Consider the following 15435-nt stretch of genomic DNA (forward strand, 5'->3'; position numbering starts at 1 on the left):
ATTAATTAAGATGTTTTTTTAGCCAACTATTAACACTTTGACGGGTATATAGAATATCTTTAAATAAACGGTGAGTTTGATGCTTAAGCAGTTTTTCTTTATTTGTTTCACCTGAACTTAACTGGCTATGGTTATCATTAAAGCGCGAAATTAACGCAAAACCTTGTTCTGATTTTTCAGGCTGAGACTTAATTGTTTGCGTTAACAAAGCTCGCACATCATCTGCAGCAAGCAATGACGAATCTTGCAAACCCATTAACTCTTTTCTTAGCGCTGATCTTACGCCCATTACAACTTCTCCTGAACGAATAAAAAATGAAACGGACATGCATTTAGCAATTTGTACACCAATTCCAAACGCGCGCAGTGTACCCAGTAAATACTGCAGTTTTTTTACTGTTTATAAAAATATCAGATTATTTATTGCTGCAAATTTTAACCGCTTGAAGAGCTTAAAAATTTAATCTTGGTTCAATTGAGTGCTAGGCTTTATAATAGCTGCGATTGAATTAAGAGAGACCAACATGAACGAAGATTTCATCGAAATTGAACTAGAAGAAGAGCCAATAGAGTTATGTAACTTGCTAAAAGTGCTCGACCTAGTCGAAACAGGCGGCCAAGCAAAAGCCTTAATTGGTGAAGGTTATGTTGGGGTTAACTATGAAATTTGTACAATAAAACGGAAAAAATTATACAGTGGTGACGTATTGGCATTCGATGGTGAGTTGTTCCAACTGACACTAAGCGAAGATGCAACACCAAATCCTCGCCCACCGGAACCTGTACAAAAAGCACAACCACAAAGCGCTGAAGAAGCGCCAAAAAAATCAAAGCGTAAACGTACTAAAAAGCCAAAAGTAGACGAAAAAACCGGTCGCCGCCCTATCTCGTTTGGTTAACTAGAGCTTGCTTAGTTAGCATAAATCACCTTTAATTGAATGCGATTATAACAACAATAAAAGGTGATTTATGAACCCTCCAGCTTGGCTCAAGCCACTTGCTTGGGCAGCCCTTGTATGGAATCTTTTAGGTGTCATTGCGTTTGTCATGCAACTGTTAATCACACCCGAAATGATTAACCAACTCCCCGAAGCACAACAAGCCGCATACCGCGACATACCGCTCTGGTCAACGGCTGCCTTTGCGATAGCCGTGTTTGCAGCAAGCTTCGCGAGCATCTTATTACTGGCAAAAAAAGCCCTTGCGCGCGAGTTATTTTTAATCTCGTTTATCGCCGTATTAGTCCAGCAATATTATAATTTTGTGGTGATAGATAGCCTTGCTATGTTTGGTACTAGCGCATTAGCAATGCCATTGTGTGTGATCATTATTGGTTTACTATTACTGCTTATTAGTCATAAAGGTAAACAACAAAACTGGCTTAACTAAAAACACTTATTTCTGAGGGTAGTTTAAAGTGACTACCCTTTTTATCTGCCTCCTTCCCTTGAAATAAATCACATCAGCAGCAACTATATTAGATAGCATATTTTTTCATCAGCTAGATGACTTTCTCAGCTGGTATTAAGTTTGCAATAACACTGTGTCTATTTCGAAAAGGAAACAACAAAGCAAGCCAAATTGCTTGCTCAAACCACAGGGGCAAATAATGAATAACAGTTTTGATACCCAAAAACAGCTTACGATTAATGGTGAGCAATATCATATTCACTCTTTACAAGGTTTAGGCGACAAGGCAAAACGTCTGCCATTCTCTCTAAAAATCTTACTTGAAAACCTGTTACGCAATGAAGATGGCGTTAATATTAAAAAGCAAGATATCGATGCTTTACTAAACTGGGACCCTCAAGCGAAACCATCAGCAGAAGTAGCGTTTACGCCTGCTCGCGTTGTAATGCAAGATTTTACCGGCGTACCCGCCATTGTCGATTTAGCCGCGATGCGTGATGCCATGGAAAAACTTGGCGGCGACCCTGCAAAAATTAATCCGCTGTCACCTGCTGAGCTTGTTATTGACCACTCAGTGCAAGTTGACGGCTACGGTGAAGATGGCTCATTCGACTTAAATGCGAAACTTGAATATGAGCGTAACAAAGAGCGTTACGAATTTTTACGCTGGGGGCAAACTGCCTTCGATAACTTGAAAGTCGTGCCACCAGCAACCGGCATCGTACACCAAGTTAATTTAGAATATTTAGCCCGTGTGGTATTTAACGATAGTAAAAATGGTAAATCACTCGCCTACCCAGATACCCTAGTCGGAACCGATTCGCACACCACCATGATCAATGGTCTTGGGGTATTAGGCTGGGGTGTGGGTGGTATTGAAGCCGAAGCCGCAATGCTTGGTCAACCAATCAGCTTACTTATTCCACAGGTCGTTGGCTTTAAGCTCAATGGTCGCCTGCCAGAAGGCACAACTGCAACCGACCTTGTACTAACCGTGACAGAAATGCTGCGTAACCATGGCGTAGTGGGTAAATTTGTTGAGTTTTATGGTGATGGTCTTGCTGATTTACCGCTTGCAGACCGTGCAACTATTGCAAACATGGCGCCTGAGTATGGTGCAACCTGCGGTATTTTCCCAATTGATGATGAAACCATTAATTACCTACGTTTAACTAACCGCGATGACAAACAACTTAAACTCATCGAGGACTATGCTAAGCACCAAGGTTTATGGCGTAACCCTGGCGATGAAGCTCATTATACCGACACACTAGAGTTATCACTTGATGATGTTGTGCCAAGCCTTGCTGGACCTAAGCGCCCGCAAGATAGAATTGCCCTTGATAAAGCAGGTAGCATTATTGGTGAGCACTTAAAAGGCTTTCAAGAAGAACGTATGCAACATCGCGATAAAAGCGATGTTCAAGAGGCGCGCATTGAAGATGAAGGCCCAACCACCAACCCTGATGAGCCAGTAAACGAAGCACAGTTTATGGGCGCAGCTAAGGTTAACTTTAAAGGCGAAGAGTTTGAGCTTAATGATGGCGCTTGTGTCATTGCTGCAATTACAAGTTGTACAAACACGTCAAACCCAAGTGTTATTTTAGCTGCTGGCCTAGTGGCTAAAAAAGCCAAACAATTAGGATTAAAGGTTAAGCCATGGGTTAAAACCTCACTTGCTCCAGGCTCACAAGTGGTGACTGATTACTTGAAAAAAGCCGACTTAATGGATGACTTAGATGCCTTAGGCTTTAACCTTGTCGGTTATGGTTGTACAACCTGTATCGGTAACTCAGGCCCACTAGCTGATGAAATCACCGATGCAATTCAAAAGCATAAACTGGTTGTAAGCTCTATTTTATCGGGTAACCGTAACTTTGAAGGGCGTATTCACCAAGATGTGAAAATGAACTTCTTAGCGTCACCACCCCTTGTGGTTGCATACGCAATTGCGGGTCGTACAGATATCGACGTTTACAATGAGCCGCTTGCGCAAGACCCTAATGGTAATGACATTTATCTAAAAAATATCTGGCCAAGTGTTAGTGAAGTAAACGAGCTCGTCCGCGAAACTGTAACCAAAGAAATGTTCGCATCAAGTTATGGCAATGTGTATCAAGGTGATGATCGTTGGCAGAAAATTCAAATTCCTGATGGCAAACTTTATGATTGGGATGATGCGTCAACCTACATCAAAAAAGCGCCATTCTTTGATGGTATGGAGATTGAGCCTCCTGGTATTCCGAGCATTAGTGGTGCGCGCTGTTTAGCAAAATTAGGTGACTCAGTTACCACTGACCACATCTCGCCAGCAGGTGCGATTAAAGCGGATGCCCCAGCAGGTCTTTACTTGCAAGATCACGGCGTGCAAAAAGCACAATTTAACTCGTATGGTTCGCGTCGTGGTAACCACGAAGTAATGATGCGCGGTACCTTTGCGAATGTGCGTTTACGTAATCTATTAGCACCGGGGACCGAAGGTGGTGTGACCCGCATGCAACCAAGCGATGAGCTCGCCAGTATTTATGATGCAGCGATGCAATACCAGCAAGATGGCACGCCTCTGATTATTTTAGCGGGCGCCGAATATGGCACAGGCTCATCACGCGACTGGGCTGCTAAAGGTTCACTTTTACTTGGTGTTAAAGCCGTTATTGCACAAAGCTATGAGCGTATTCACCGTTCAAACCTGATTGGTATGGGTGTTTTACCCCTACAATTTAAAGAAGGTGAAAGCTATGAGTCACTGGGTCTAACCGGCCAAGAGTCATTCGACTTTGAAGGCTTATACGACAAAACCAATGAAGTCAGTGTGATTGCCACTAGCAGTGAAGGCAAACAAATTAGCTTTAGTGTTGATGTGCGTATAGATACCCCTAAAGAGTGGGATTACTACAAACATGGCGGTATTTTACAGTATGTATTGCGTAATATGCTGGCTGAGCAGTAATTGCTTTTAAGTTAACTAAGGGGCTGAATTTTCAGCCCCTTTTTTTGTTTAAAACACCAGTAATACCAATCCGCAATAATACTTAATCATTTTGAGGGATTAAACCTGTCGCTACCTGCGTTAAAAATTTCTGATTTAGAACAAACTAAATAACGAAATTTTTGCCTTGTTATCAACGAGGTTTTATTGCCTCAAAATAGACCACTTAATTAAGCGAATTGGTATAAATTACAGTTTAGAGCAACACACTTATTTACAAAAAATGAAAAGAACATAAAAATCAGCATGTTAAAATTGGACCATAGTTTGCTAATGCTAACCAGATAAAAATCACAATAATTTTGGAATCCTTATGACTATTGCATCATTCAAACGCGCAATTTGCGCAACGGCCATTTCATCAAGTTTATTATTAACGGGCTGTGTTATTCATGTCTCTCCGGGTCAAATCGCAGAACAAAAACAACAAGACTTAAGCGTGTCGGCTGTCAATTTAAACGAGCTAAAAATCGATGCCGAAGCAGGTTCACTGATCATCAAAGGCGACAATAACGCCACGGCTATCACAGTGAATGCTAATATCTATGCGGCTAAAGGCGATGAGACTTATACGCTAACCCTCGAAAAGCACGGCGACACGGCTGAGCTTATCAGCAAGCTCAATAATGGTAGCTTATCGTTTTACAGTGGTTCATCACCTCGTATTGATTTAATTGTCTCTGTGCCTAGCAACCTCAAACTAGATATTGATGATGACTCAGGTGATATCGTGATACGTGCAATGCAAAACGATATCAGCATTGATGATGACTCAGGATCAATTGTGATCGAAAGTGGTCGCACTATTAATATTGATGATGACTCGGGGGATATTCGCATTAGCAATGTCAGCGGCAATATCAGCATTGAAGACGATTCTGGCTCAATTATGATAGACCAAGGCCAAGGGCGTATTGATATTGAAGATGACTCTGGTGATATCCGCATCGAAAACAGCCAAGGCCCTGCACGTATTATTGATGAATCAGGTAGTATCAGCATTAAAACATTGGCTGGTGCGCTTACTATCGAAGATGGCTCTGGTGATATAGATGTAAGACAAATCAAAGGGCTGGTTACCATTACCGATGGCTCTGGCAGCATTTATGTGGATGACACACTCGGCCTAACTATTATCGAAGCGGGTTCAGGTGATTTAAGTATCGATAACATCAACGGCCCAGTAAAGTTGGTCAAATAACCGACAATTGCTTGATTTAGAACAATCCTATTAATGACAACAGCACCTACACTTTAATTAAGGCTAAAGTGAGGTGCTTGTATGACTGAACAAACCATCATTCGAATCTTAAAAACCTTTATTATTTTAGGTATTTGCCTAATTATATTGGGGCACTCTTTATTAGCCGGCAATTACTTAAGTGATAGCATGGGTATACATGGCATTATGATCAGCGCAGCGTGTATTGCTGTTGGTGTGCTATTCTCTTTGCCCACTAAAATTTATCTCACTATTTTACTTATGAAAATGGAAAGCGACCTCAAAGCACATAACAAACAGAGCTAATTTCCACCTCGCTCCTTGAGCTGCTGTTCAAGTTGCTTGTTACGTTGCTCCATAAGCTGTTTTACTTGCTCAGCGTCTTGCATCATCTTTTGTACATTTTTAGGGTCGTATACGCCAAGCGTTGAAGATGTTTCGTCAGTTTTAACGGTTGCTGGTTGCTCTTCATCAGCTTGAAATGTCTCTGCGGGTAACACTGTTATGTCGTTAGGATCTAAACTTACCGCAGTACTTACGTAATTAGGGTGAGGGGTATCAGCATAGTGCCACTGACCATGTTCATCTTGCCATTTATACACGACGACAGATGAATTTGCGTCTTTGCTCAAGCTCAACTTTTCAGTGAGCTTTTTTGCTTGGCTGGTAAGTGTATCGGCACTTTGCGAAGCAAAATCACTCAGATCGCCACTTACTTTGTCTGAGTAACGCTCGAACATGCTCAGCTCTAGGTAAGGTTTACCGTCTGGCTTTTTAATGTAAAACAGCAGCGCAACACTGGTTAGTAGCAGCATAACGGCAAGATAACAAAAACGCTTAATCATTCGATTTACCGATTATTGGTAGTTACTCTCAATCTTAGCAAATTCACCGGATGATTTAAGATTTTTCATAAATTCGTTAAATTGCTCGCTCATGCGTTTCCCTTTTTCATTGTAAGTAAACTGTAATTGCATCGGAGCCTTACCAACACTGTAATCACTCACCGTGAATTTTTTAAAAGCATTATTTTTTGAGGCATACCACTGTAGTGTGTTTTTTGCGATCACAGCAACACGTTGATTTTGCTGCATGTCGACTAAAGCCTTCAGCATATCTAGTTCTGAGTAAAAGTCCTCACGGTGCAATTTTCCAGATGCAAACAACGCTTCAAATTGCGGATAGGTGTAGCCAAAGCGGGCCATCAACACATAACCACCTAGCTCATCAATAGCTGGAATATGACAACCACTCGGCATCACTAAAATATCTTCTACAACAGCGATACTATCACTCCAATAGTATTGCTTATTTCCGCGATACCATTGCTCAGACTCTAAGCGTACATCAACCTTACCTTCATCAAGTAAATGCTGTGAACGCACCTCAGGTACCAGCATGTATTGAATATCATGATTATATTTCTCAGCAAAAAGAATTAATAACTCATCAACAAGCCCTTTATGACTACTGTCAGCAAAATGATATGGCGGGTAATCCGTGTCATAAAGCGCAACCCTCAAAGTTTCTGCTCGCACTAAAGGCACAATTAAAAACAACAATAAAAAAACAACAGCACGACTCATAATTTTCTCTCATAAAATTGAGCCAGAGATTGTATATAAATAGCACAAAAAAAGCGCAACCTAGGTTGCGCTTTACGAAAATTCTGATAGGAATTTAGGATTAGATACCATCACCATCGATATGTAAGCCACATTCACGGTTTAAACCAAAGAAACGTGTCTCTTCTTCTGTCATGCCCGGTTCAAGTTTACGGGTTGTATGAACATCGCCCATCGACACATAACCTTGCTCCCAAAGTGGGTGATACGGTAAATCATGCTTAGTTAGATACTGATAGATGTCACGGTTGTTCCACTCAATAAGCGGATACACTTTCACAGTCCCTCGGCTGATTTCAACAATTTGCTTATCAGCTCGGCTAGATGACTGATCGCGACGCAAGCCACTAAACCAAGTACCTGCACCCAGCTCGTTTAAGGCACGAGTCATTGGCTCAACTTTATTCAGTTGATTGTACTGCTTAATGCCTTCTTCACCTTGCTCCCAAAGCTTACCAAACTTCGCTTCTTGCCACGCAGGGCTAAGCTCAGCTTTATAAACTTTAAGATTAAGCGATAGTCGCTCCGTCATTTGCTCGATGAACTGATAGGTTTCAGGGAACAAATAACCAGTGTCAGTCAGTACCACAGGAATATCTGGCTGCTGCGATGTTACTAAGTGCAACATCACCGCCGCTTGAATACCAAAGCTCGACGACAAAAAGTGTGTGCTTGGTAAGTTTTCAAGTGCCCATGCAACACGCTCTTCTGCGCTTTTATCAGCCAGAAGACCATTTATATCAGCCAACATAGCTGTTTGGTCTTCTTTGCTCATCGTTAAGATGTTTTTAAATTCACTCATGGTTAATTCCAAACCTTAAAGCGGTGTCGCTTATAAAATTATGCGTGAAAATCAGTTACTGAAACTTTAACTTCAGCAACAATGCCTTTGCGAATTACAAAATCACCAAAACACTCGCCTTCATTACGCTCACTTGCCCATTGGCCAATTAGCTTATCGAATGCGTCTAGGTATACGTCTTCGCCAACATTTTCTAAATACAGTTTTGGAATACGCGTGCCTTCACGGTTACCACCTAAGTACACGTTGTATTTTCCTGGACCTTTACCGACCAGACCCGCTTCTGCCAACATTGCGCGGCCACAGCCATTCGGACAACCCACAACACGCATAATGATGTTGTCATCGCTGATGCCGTGCTTAGCTAATAACGCTTCAGTTTTCTCAATTAAGCTTGGTAAATAACGCTCAGCTTCAGCCATCGCTAACGGACACGTTGGTAATGCCACACACGCCATTGAGTTTTTACGCTGCTCTGTATGGCTGTCATCAATTAAGCCATGGTTGCGAGCAATCTCTTCGATTACCGCTTTTTGATCAGCCGGAACACCTGCGATGATCAAGTTTTGGTTTGCTGTCATGCGGAAGTCACCTTGGTGAATTTCAGCAATTTTACGGCAGCCTGTTTTAAGAGGTTGATTTGGGTAATCTAAAATACGGCCACTTTGGATAAACAGCGTTAAGTGATGCTTACCATCAATACCTTCAACCCAACCGATACGGTCACCACGGTGAGTGAACTCATACGGGCGGCTTTGCTCAAATTGAACACCGGCACGTTTTTCAACTTCTGCTTTAAATACATCAGAACCTACACGGTCAAGTGTGTACTTAGTTTTCGCATTTTTACGATTAGAGCGGTTACCCCAATCACGCTGTACAGATACCACGTGCTCAGCAATTTTCAACGTGTGCTCAAGTGGAATAAAACCAAAGTCATCTGCTTTACGAGGATACGTTGCTGTATCACCGTGAGTCATCGCAAGACCACCCCCCACTAACACGTTAAAGCCAACTAACTTGCCGTTTTCTGCAATTGCTACAAAGTTTAAGTCGTTCGCATGCACATCCACTTCATTGTTCGGTGGAATTGTCACAGTGGTTTTAAACTTACGCGGTAAGTAAGTTGAACCTAAGATTGGCTCTTCTGTAGTTTCACTCTTTTCGCCATTTAACCAAATTTCAGCATACGCTTTGGTTTTTGGTAATAGGTGCTCAGAGATCTTCGCAGCCCACTCGTAAGCTTCTTGGTGAAGCTCAGATTCAACAGGGTTCGTTGTACATAATACGTTTCGGTTTACGTCGCCCGCCGTTGCAATTGAGTCAATACCCACGCTATTAAGCATTTGGTGCATGCCTTTAATATTTGGCTTAAGCACACCATGGAACTGGAAAGTTTGACGCGTGGTTAAACGAATACTGCCATAACTGGTTTTCTCTTCAGCAAACTTATCAATTGCTAACCATTGCTCTGGCTTGATGATACCGCCAGGCATACGAGCACGTAACATTACGTTATGTAACGGCTCTAATTTTTGTTTAGCGCGCTCAGGGCGAATATCACGGTCATCTTGCTGGTACATGCCGTGGAAACGGATCAGTTGGAAGTTATCAGCAGTGAAACCACCTGTGATCTCGTCTTTTAAATCTTGCTCAATTGTGCCACGTAAAAAGTTACTTTCTCTTTTCAAACGCTCGTTATCAGAAAGCTTTACGTTTTTGTCTTGTTCGCTCATGGTATTTCCTAAATTTGTTACAGTGACGGCTGTTAGCTTTAAACGTGATTAGTACACGTCTTTCTGATAGCGATTTGCGCTACGTAAATCTTTTAAATATTGCTCAGCTTGTTCATCATCTTTGCCGCTATTTTCTTTGATAATGTCGACAAGCGCCTGATGAACATCTTTCGCCATACGGTTTGCATCACCACAGATATAGAAATGAGCACCCGCTTCTAACCAAGCAAATACTTCTTGGCTGTTTTTGCGAAGTTTGTCTTGAACATATACTTTTTCCGCTTGGTCACGGCTAAACGCCACATCCACTTTTGTCAGTAAACCTGACTTCAAGTAACCTTGAATTTCTACTTGATATAAAAAGTCTTGAGTAAAGTGTGGGTTACCAAAGAATAACCAGTTTTTACCACTTGCTTCACGAGCATCACGCTCTTGTAAAAACGCACGGAATGGTGCAATACCCGTACCCGGACCTACCATGATAATTGGCGTTTCATCATTAGCCGGTAAACGGAAATTATCGTTATGCTCGCTAAATACTTTTACTTTGCAGCCTTCTTCAGCACGACGTGCTAAATAGCCAGAACAACCACCTAAATGCTCGCTACCGAATGCATCAAACTCAACCAGACCCACAGTTAAGTGAACTTCTTCTTCAACTTCAGCTTGGCTAGATGCAATCGAATATAAACGAGCTTGTAGCTTACGTAAGCAGTCTACTAAGGTTTGTGCTTCAAGCTGAGCTGGGTTTTGACGAATAATATCGAAGATTTGGCGAGGTTCGATGTACTCACGCATTGCCGCTTTATCTTCAACTAACTTTAATAAATCAGGGCTGCCAGTTGCTGTTGCGTATTTTTCAACAAAACCTGGATACGACTGAGTTAATTCTAATTTTTCGATTAATGCATCACGAATAGTTAGCTCTTCGTCGCCGAGTTTAACCGTGCTAGATGCATCGATTTGTGTAAGCATAAGTACTTCATCAACAAGCGCTTCGTCATTTAAGAAGTAAACGCCTAGCGAATCACCCGGTGTATAGGTAATGTCTGAACCTTCTAATGAGATTTCAACATGACGCACATCTTTGGTTGAATCACGACCGGTAATTTTTTGCACAACACTTAGTTCTGCAGCAAATGGGTTTTGCTTGGTGTATTGGCTTGCTGCTGGTGCCGCTGCACCAAATGGCATGGCCACAACTTGACCACCACTTGCTTGTTGCTGCGCTTTAAGATCAGGCTCAAACGCATCAAGTGCACCATCAATCCACTTAGCTGCTTCATCATCGTAATCAACGTCTAGGTCAGCACGCTGGAAAATAGTTTCTGCGCCAAGCTTGTTAAAACGCTCTTCAAAATCTTTTGCTGTTTGGCAGAAGAACTCGTAGCTTGAATCACCTAAGCCAATCACAGCCACTTTAACACCATCTAGTTTAGGTGCTTTTTTAGTTGTTAAGAATTCATGAAGGCTTTCAGCGTCTTCTGGTGGCTCACCCTCACCGTAGGTTGAAACAACAACCGTGATAAACTTTTCTTTTTTCAGGGCTGTTGGTTTGTAGTCAGCCATGTTTACTAGCTTAACAGTTAGACCGCGCGACTCTGCCTGCTCTTTTAACTTGCTCGCCACGCCTTTTGCGTTACCCGTTTGCGAGCCGTATAAAATAGTTAGCGGCGGTGCATCACCTGCAGCTGGAGTGGCAGCAACACCACCGGTTAATGCACCTGCGTTGGCATTCGCAGCTAAGTAACCACTTACCCACGCTTGCTGAATTGGATTAAGTTCAGCCACTAAGCCTTGCAGCTTCTGTACTTGCTCTTGCGATAGCGGGCTCGCCGCTGCATTTAGTTGACTTAACAACATGAATTTATTCCTCGTAACCCTGAAAAGTTAACTGCGAAACGAACTTGCTACTGTCATTTCGCGAACAATTTTTTCGACTTTAAAGACCCAATAGAAATGCTTTAAAGGTTTATCTGAGCGTGAAGAATAACGAGGTCTGAGACGATTAAAAAAGAATAGAATCTGCTTTGATATTCCATTTAGTTATTAATTTAGTATTTATCCAAAAAAAACATGTTAAAAGCAAAAATTCCCAAATAAGAAACTTTTATTAATTAACATTATTGCAACATAAGCCAATTAGCCTATACTCGCTGTGTTCATTTTGAGAACAGCAAAAACTATTAAAATATAAAAAGGAAAATACAATGTCACACGGGACATGTAAAAAATATATGCTAGCCAGTAGCTTACTTTGTTTAGCAAGTTCAGCATTGGCAAATGTTAGTAACGCCGACTTCGAAAGCTGGTCAGCAAATACCCCTGCAAGCTGGAGCACTATTGATAGCGGTATTAGTCTTAGCGCTAATACTAATGTGGTTTACTCAGGTAATTACTCAGCACAAGTCGTGGTTAATACTGGCACCCAAAGTAATACCGATTTACAACAATTAGTAGAGGTAGTGGCGGGTGAAAGTTATGAGTTTTCTGCTTGGGTTTACCATACAGAAGGTGGCGTAAAAGCTCGCTTAGTAGTTGATGGCTATCAAGGTTATTCTAACTCAGCATTAACCAATCAATGGCAACAAATCAGTTATCAGTACACAGCCTCTGCGACCACATCAATTAATGTTGGCCTGCGCTTTTACGATGTAACTGGTTTTGATGGCAGCGAAGTCGTTTATGTAGATAACTTTGCACCAAACACAGACTCAACTCCACCACCTACGGGCAGCTGCGCCGATAACCAAGTGTCTTTAACCCTCACTACCGATAATTATGGGGAAGAAACCAGTTGGCAAATCACCAATAGCCAAGGTAGTGCAGTAGCATCAGGCGGCAGCTATGCAGCAAATACTCAATACAGTGAGCAAGCATGCTTAACTGATGGTGACTATACCTTTACTATTTTTGATAGCTATGGTGATGGCATATGCTGCTCTTACGGTAACGGTAGCTATAGCCTTTCATCCGGTCAAACAGTACTTGCCAGTGGTGCAAGCTTCCAAAGCTCAGAAGCTACGCCGTTTAGTTTAGGTGATAGCTCAGGTGGCGGTGACGGAGGTGGTACAACACCAACAGAGCCAACTGGGTACTATGTTACAACCCAAGGCCTTAGTGGTTATGCACTGAAAACAGAGCTATACAACATAATTAAAGGTCACAACTCGCAGGGCTATTCAGCAATTTGGAGTTTTTACGATATTGCTTCACGCGATAAGTATTTTGAAAACGACAACTCTATTTTAGATCGTTATTCAGAAAACCCGGCAGGCCAAGACAGCTACAACTATGTTGCTGTAAGCGATCAATGTGGTACTTACAACAGCGAAGCTGATTGCTACAACCGTGAGCATTCTTTCCCAAAAAGTTGGTTTGGTGGAACAGTTGAGCCAATGAATTCAGATGTACATCACATTTTTGCCACTGATGGTTATGTCAATTCAAAACGCAGTAATTACCCATTTGGTGAAGTAGCTAGTGCAAGCTATACCTCTAGTAACGGCAGTAAATTAGGCAGCGCTGCTAGCACATTAAATTACTCAGGAACAGTTTTTGAACCTATCGATGAGTTTAAAGGTGACTTTGCAAGAGCGTATTTCTATATGGCAACACGCTATGAAAACGTGATTGGCTCATGGCAAAACAACACAACCTACAGTAACGCTGTACTGAATGGTTCATCTAATCAGGTTTTTGAGAGCTGGGTCGTTGCTATGTTATTAAAGTGGCATAACGAGGATCCCGTTAGCCAATTAGAGCTTGACCGTAACCAAGCCGCTTATGAACATCAAGGTAACCGCAACCCATTTGTGGATCACCCAGAATTTGTAGAAATGATTTGGTAACTTCGTTAAGCCAAGGCACTTAGTTTCGGCTAAGTGCCTTTTTATACGATAAAACATGACTTAAGCCTCATTAGGGTTTAACTGCTCAACAAGACGAATGTCATGTAACAAATGGTTATGCCTTACCGACAAAGTATTTTCTGCTGTTGGCTGTATTTTATAACCGAGTTGCTGTAAAACCAGTGTAAATAGGGCGGCATGTTGGTAATGCGTAGGATGCCCATTTAATTCAAACTCTTCGATTACGCTATTTGCATAACTAGAACTATTTTGTAATGACTGCCAAATACGTGCTTGTACTTGAGAAATCTGTATCACTGACGTTTGATAACAATTGATTTGTAGGCTTAATAAATAGTTTTCTAGTGAGTTCATAGCGATATCCATTACAAAAAACGCTACTTTAAAAGCTCAAGTTAAGTTGAGGTAAAGTATTTTGTTATTACTTTTTACTCCACTTATTCATTATTTCTTTAAATAGTTTTGCTTCTTTATCTTCACAGGGTCTGGGCGATCCACTTGGCACTCCAGATTTACCAAACACCGAATTAAAATCTATGCCGTAACACATGCCATTTAGTACCTCGATACGCTTGCTGCCATCGCCATTTTGCCAAACGACAGTTGCTTTATCAGAGACGGTTAATTGTGCGGGCACCGTAACCCTGCCTGCGGGGCTATTACTAATCGTCGCTTCACCCTGCCCAAACAAAGACGCATTAGCAGAACCATTTTCAAAATTAAGCTGTGGGATTGGCGCATAAGGGTTGAGCTTTTTAAAAGGCTCTTCGGCTATTTTTGAATTCTCAAGTGTCTGATTAGGCTTTACAACCTCAGAGGTAGCTTTTTTGGGTTCGTCTATTGTGGGATTAACTGTATTAGAATCACTTATCTGCCCAGAGCTACTCTGCGAAGTTTCTTCGTTTTTTGGCAAAGAATTAACCTCATCAGGCATTCCTTCTGTTTGCTCAGGTGAAGGTTTTTCTTGGATTTTCTGCAAACTAGGTAACGAAGTTAAATCAACACTCACATACGCGTTGATTACTTTTGGCGGTTCAGCGACTGCGGGGAGTTTCAAAGACTTTCCATATCGAGTAAATAACAGCAACAAAACAGCATGTAACGAAATTGAGATGATCCATGCTTTGTAATTCCCTTTTAACACCCTAGCGCCTCGTTTTATTTTTAAGAGTGCTAAATGAGTGAATTAGTTCATAGGAAAGTTGCGAGTTGCGAGTTTGCGAGTTTGCGAGTTGCGAGTTGCGAGTTAGCGAGGGTAAAGGTTCTAGGTTCTAGGTTCTAGGTTCTAGGTTCTAGGTTCTAGGTTCTAGGTTCTAGGTTCTAGTTCAAGCTCAAGCATAACCTTGGGAATGCTTTATGATAGTTGGGTTTCGCTGCGCTCAAACCAACCTACCCGAAGAATGAACAGGGCAAATGCTGAGTGAGACACCACACTAACCAACCCCACTCTTCTAATCTGACGTCTGAAAGCTGATAGCTCTATTTACGTTGGGTTTCGCTGCGTTCAAACTAACCTACCCGAAGAATGAACAGGCCGAATGCTGAGTGAGACACCACACTAAACAACCCCATCAGTCTAATCTGACGTCTGAAAGCTGACAGCTTTTCTTCACCCATAAAAAAACCCGAGACTAAGCTCGGGTTTTTCTTAATGCTTGATGCATCACTATAGTTGATTACTCAACGATAGTTGCAACAACACCAGCACCAACTGTACGACCACCTTCACGGATAGCGAAGCGTAAACCTTCGTCCATCGCGATTGGGCAGATTAGTTCT

At 41.9% G+C, this 15435-nt stretch carries 14 protein-coding genes and 1 pseudogene; 6 read left to right on the forward strand and 9 right to left on the reverse strand.

What is annotated here, in order from left to right:
- Position 1 precedes the first annotated feature (1 nt).
- The gene (locus VRK28_RS15495; protein ID WP_269408542.1) at positions 2-289 is read right to left on the reverse strand and encodes a hypothetical protein; all 288 of its coding nucleotides are present in this window, start codon (positions 287-289) and stop codon (positions 2-4) included.
- Between the two features lie 235 nt (positions 290-524).
- Between VRK28_RS15495 and VRK28_RS15500 the strand changes: the two genes are divergently transcribed.
- From VRK28_RS15500 to VRK28_RS15520, 5 genes are all read left to right on the forward strand, one after another.
- Positions 525-899 carry an RNA-binding S4 domain-containing protein gene (locus VRK28_RS15500; protein ID WP_054563502.1) on the forward strand — a complete coding sequence of 125 codons (375 nt, stop codon included), beginning with the start codon at positions 525-527 and terminating at the stop codon, positions 897-899.
- A gap of 70 nt (positions 900-969) precedes the next feature.
- Positions 970-1389, forward strand: coding sequence for a hypothetical protein (locus VRK28_RS15505; protein WP_269408541.1), 420 nt, complete (start codon positions 970-972; stop codon positions 1387-1389).
- A gap of 220 nt (positions 1390-1609) precedes the next feature.
- Positions 1610-4360, forward strand: a complete 2751-nt coding sequence (gene acnA, locus VRK28_RS15510; protein ID WP_269408540.1) for an aconitate hydratase AcnA — start codon at positions 1610-1612, stop codon at positions 4358-4360.
- A gap of 352 nt (positions 4361-4712) precedes the next feature.
- Positions 4713-5600: a hypothetical protein gene (locus VRK28_RS15515; protein ID WP_332394118.1), complete on the forward strand. Its 888-nt coding sequence runs from the start codon at positions 4713-4715 to the stop codon at positions 5598-5600.
- Positions 5601-5681: 81 nt separating this feature from the next.
- Positions 5682-5927, forward strand: coding sequence for a hypothetical protein (locus tag VRK28_RS15520; protein ID WP_058584005.1), 246 nt, complete (start codon positions 5682-5684; stop codon positions 5925-5927).
- On the opposite strand, the gene VRK28_RS15525 is transcribed toward VRK28_RS15520, so the two are convergent.
- The 5 genes from VRK28_RS15525 to VRK28_RS15545 all read right to left on the reverse strand — a co-directional run bounded on the left by VRK28_RS15525 (position 5924) and on the right by VRK28_RS15545 (position 11647).
- A complete protein-coding gene (locus VRK28_RS15525) occupies positions 5924-6466 on the reverse strand; it encodes a DUF4124 domain-containing protein (protein WP_304637816.1) in 543 nt (180 codons plus the stop codon). The genes VRK28_RS15520 and VRK28_RS15525 overlap by 4 nt on opposite strands.
- Before the next feature lie 12 nt (positions 6467-6478).
- Positions 6479-7207: a substrate-binding periplasmic protein gene (locus VRK28_RS15530; protein ID WP_130167792.1), complete on the reverse strand. Its 729-nt coding sequence runs from the start codon at positions 7205-7207 to the stop codon at positions 6479-6481.
- 100 nt (positions 7208-7307) lie between these two features.
- Positions 7308-8048 carry a phosphoadenylyl-sulfate reductase gene (locus tag VRK28_RS15535; RefSeq protein WP_062566680.1) on the reverse strand — a complete coding sequence of 247 codons (741 nt, stop codon included), beginning with the start codon at positions 8046-8048 and terminating at the stop codon, positions 7308-7310.
- A 38-nt stretch (positions 8049-8086) separates the two neighbouring features.
- Positions 8087-9784 carry an assimilatory sulfite reductase (NADPH) hemoprotein subunit gene (gene cysI, locus VRK28_RS15540; RefSeq protein WP_062566681.1) on the reverse strand — a complete coding sequence of 566 codons (1698 nt, stop codon included), beginning with the start codon at positions 9782-9784 and terminating at the stop codon, positions 8087-8089.
- A gap of 48 nt (positions 9785-9832) precedes the next feature.
- The gene (locus VRK28_RS15545; RefSeq protein WP_332394119.1) at positions 9833-11647 is read right to left on the reverse strand and encodes an assimilatory sulfite reductase (NADPH) flavoprotein subunit; all 1815 of its coding nucleotides are present in this window, start codon (positions 11645-11647) and stop codon (positions 9833-9835) included.
- A 347-nt stretch (positions 11648-11994) separates the two neighbouring features.
- On the opposite strand from VRK28_RS15545, the gene VRK28_RS15550 reads away from it, so the two are divergent.
- Positions 11995-13635 carry an endonuclease gene (locus VRK28_RS15550; protein ID WP_332394120.1) on the forward strand — a complete coding sequence of 547 codons (1641 nt, stop codon included), beginning with the start codon at positions 11995-11997 and terminating at the stop codon, positions 13633-13635.
- Between the two features lie 60 nt (positions 13636-13695).
- On the opposite strand, the gene VRK28_RS15555 is transcribed toward VRK28_RS15550, so the two are convergent.
- The 3 genes and pseudogenes from VRK28_RS15555 to VRK28_RS15565 form a co-directional block, all read right to left on the reverse strand.
- Positions 13696-14010 (reverse strand): hypothetical protein, encoded by a 315-nt coding sequence (locus VRK28_RS15555; RefSeq protein ID WP_062566684.1) that lies wholly within the window; start codon positions 14008-14010, stop codon positions 13696-13698.
- A gap of 67 nt (positions 14011-14077) precedes the next feature.
- Entirely contained in the window at positions 14078-14800 is a 723-nt protein-coding gene (locus tag VRK28_RS15560) for a hypothetical protein (RefSeq protein WP_304637810.1), read from the reverse strand.
- A gap of 532 nt (positions 14801-15332) precedes the next feature.
- Positions 15333-15435 (reverse strand): annotated as a pseudogene (locus VRK28_RS15565) (elongation factor Tu); the annotation flags it as partial.

It is taken from the genome of Pseudoalteromonas sp. P80D2, assembly GCF_036680945.1.
Classification (GTDB): Bacteria; Pseudomonadota; Gammaproteobacteria; order Enterobacterales; family Alteromonadaceae; genus Pseudoalteromonas; species Pseudoalteromonas shioyasakiensis.

Excerpts from the sequence above, each read along its gene's own strand:
- VRK28_RS15495 (WP_269408542.1), bottom strand. The coding sequence starts at position 289 with ATGGGCGTAAGATCAGCGCTAAGAAAAGAGTTAATGGGTTTGCAAGAT.
- VRK28_RS15555 (WP_062566684.1), bottom strand. The coding sequence starts at position 14,010 with ATGAACTCACTAGAAAACTATTTATTAAGCCTACAAATCAATTGTTAT.
- VRK28_RS15545 (WP_332394119.1), bottom strand. The coding sequence starts at position 11,647 with ATGTTGTTAAGTCAACTAAATGCAGCGGCGAGCCCGCTATCGCAAGAG.
- VRK28_RS15505 (WP_269408541.1), top strand. The coding sequence starts at position 970 with ATGAACCCTCCAGCTTGGCTCAAGCCACTTGCTTGGGCAGCCCTTGTA.
- VRK28_RS15515 (WP_332394118.1), top strand. The coding sequence starts at position 4,713 with ATGACTATTGCATCATTCAAACGCGCAATTTGCGCAACGGCCATTTCA.
- VRK28_RS15550 (WP_332394120.1), top strand. The coding sequence starts at position 11,995 with ATGTCACACGGGACATGTAAAAAATATATGCTAGCCAGTAGCTTACTT.
- VRK28_RS15500 (WP_054563502.1), top strand. The coding sequence starts at position 525 with ATGAACGAAGATTTCATCGAAATTGAACTAGAAGAAGAGCCAATAGAG.
- cysI (WP_062566681.1), bottom strand. The coding sequence starts at position 9,784 with ATGAGCGAACAAGACAAAAACGTAAAGCTTTCTGATAACGAGCGTTTG.
- VRK28_RS15530 (WP_130167792.1), bottom strand. The coding sequence starts at position 7,207 with ATGAGTCGTGCTGTTGTTTTTTTATTGTTGTTTTTAATTGTGCCTTTA.
- VRK28_RS15535 (WP_062566680.1), bottom strand. The coding sequence starts at position 8,048 with ATGAGTGAATTTAAAAACATCTTAACGATGAGCAAAGAAGACCAAACA.
- acnA (WP_269408540.1), top strand. The coding sequence starts at position 1,610 with ATGAATAACAGTTTTGATACCCAAAAACAGCTTACGATTAATGGTGAG.
- VRK28_RS15520 (WP_058584005.1), top strand. The coding sequence starts at position 5,682 with ATGACTGAACAAACCATCATTCGAATCTTAAAAACCTTTATTATTTTA.
- VRK28_RS15525 (WP_304637816.1), bottom strand. The coding sequence starts at position 6,466 with ATGATTAAGCGTTTTTGTTATCTTGCCGTTATGCTGCTACTAACCAGT.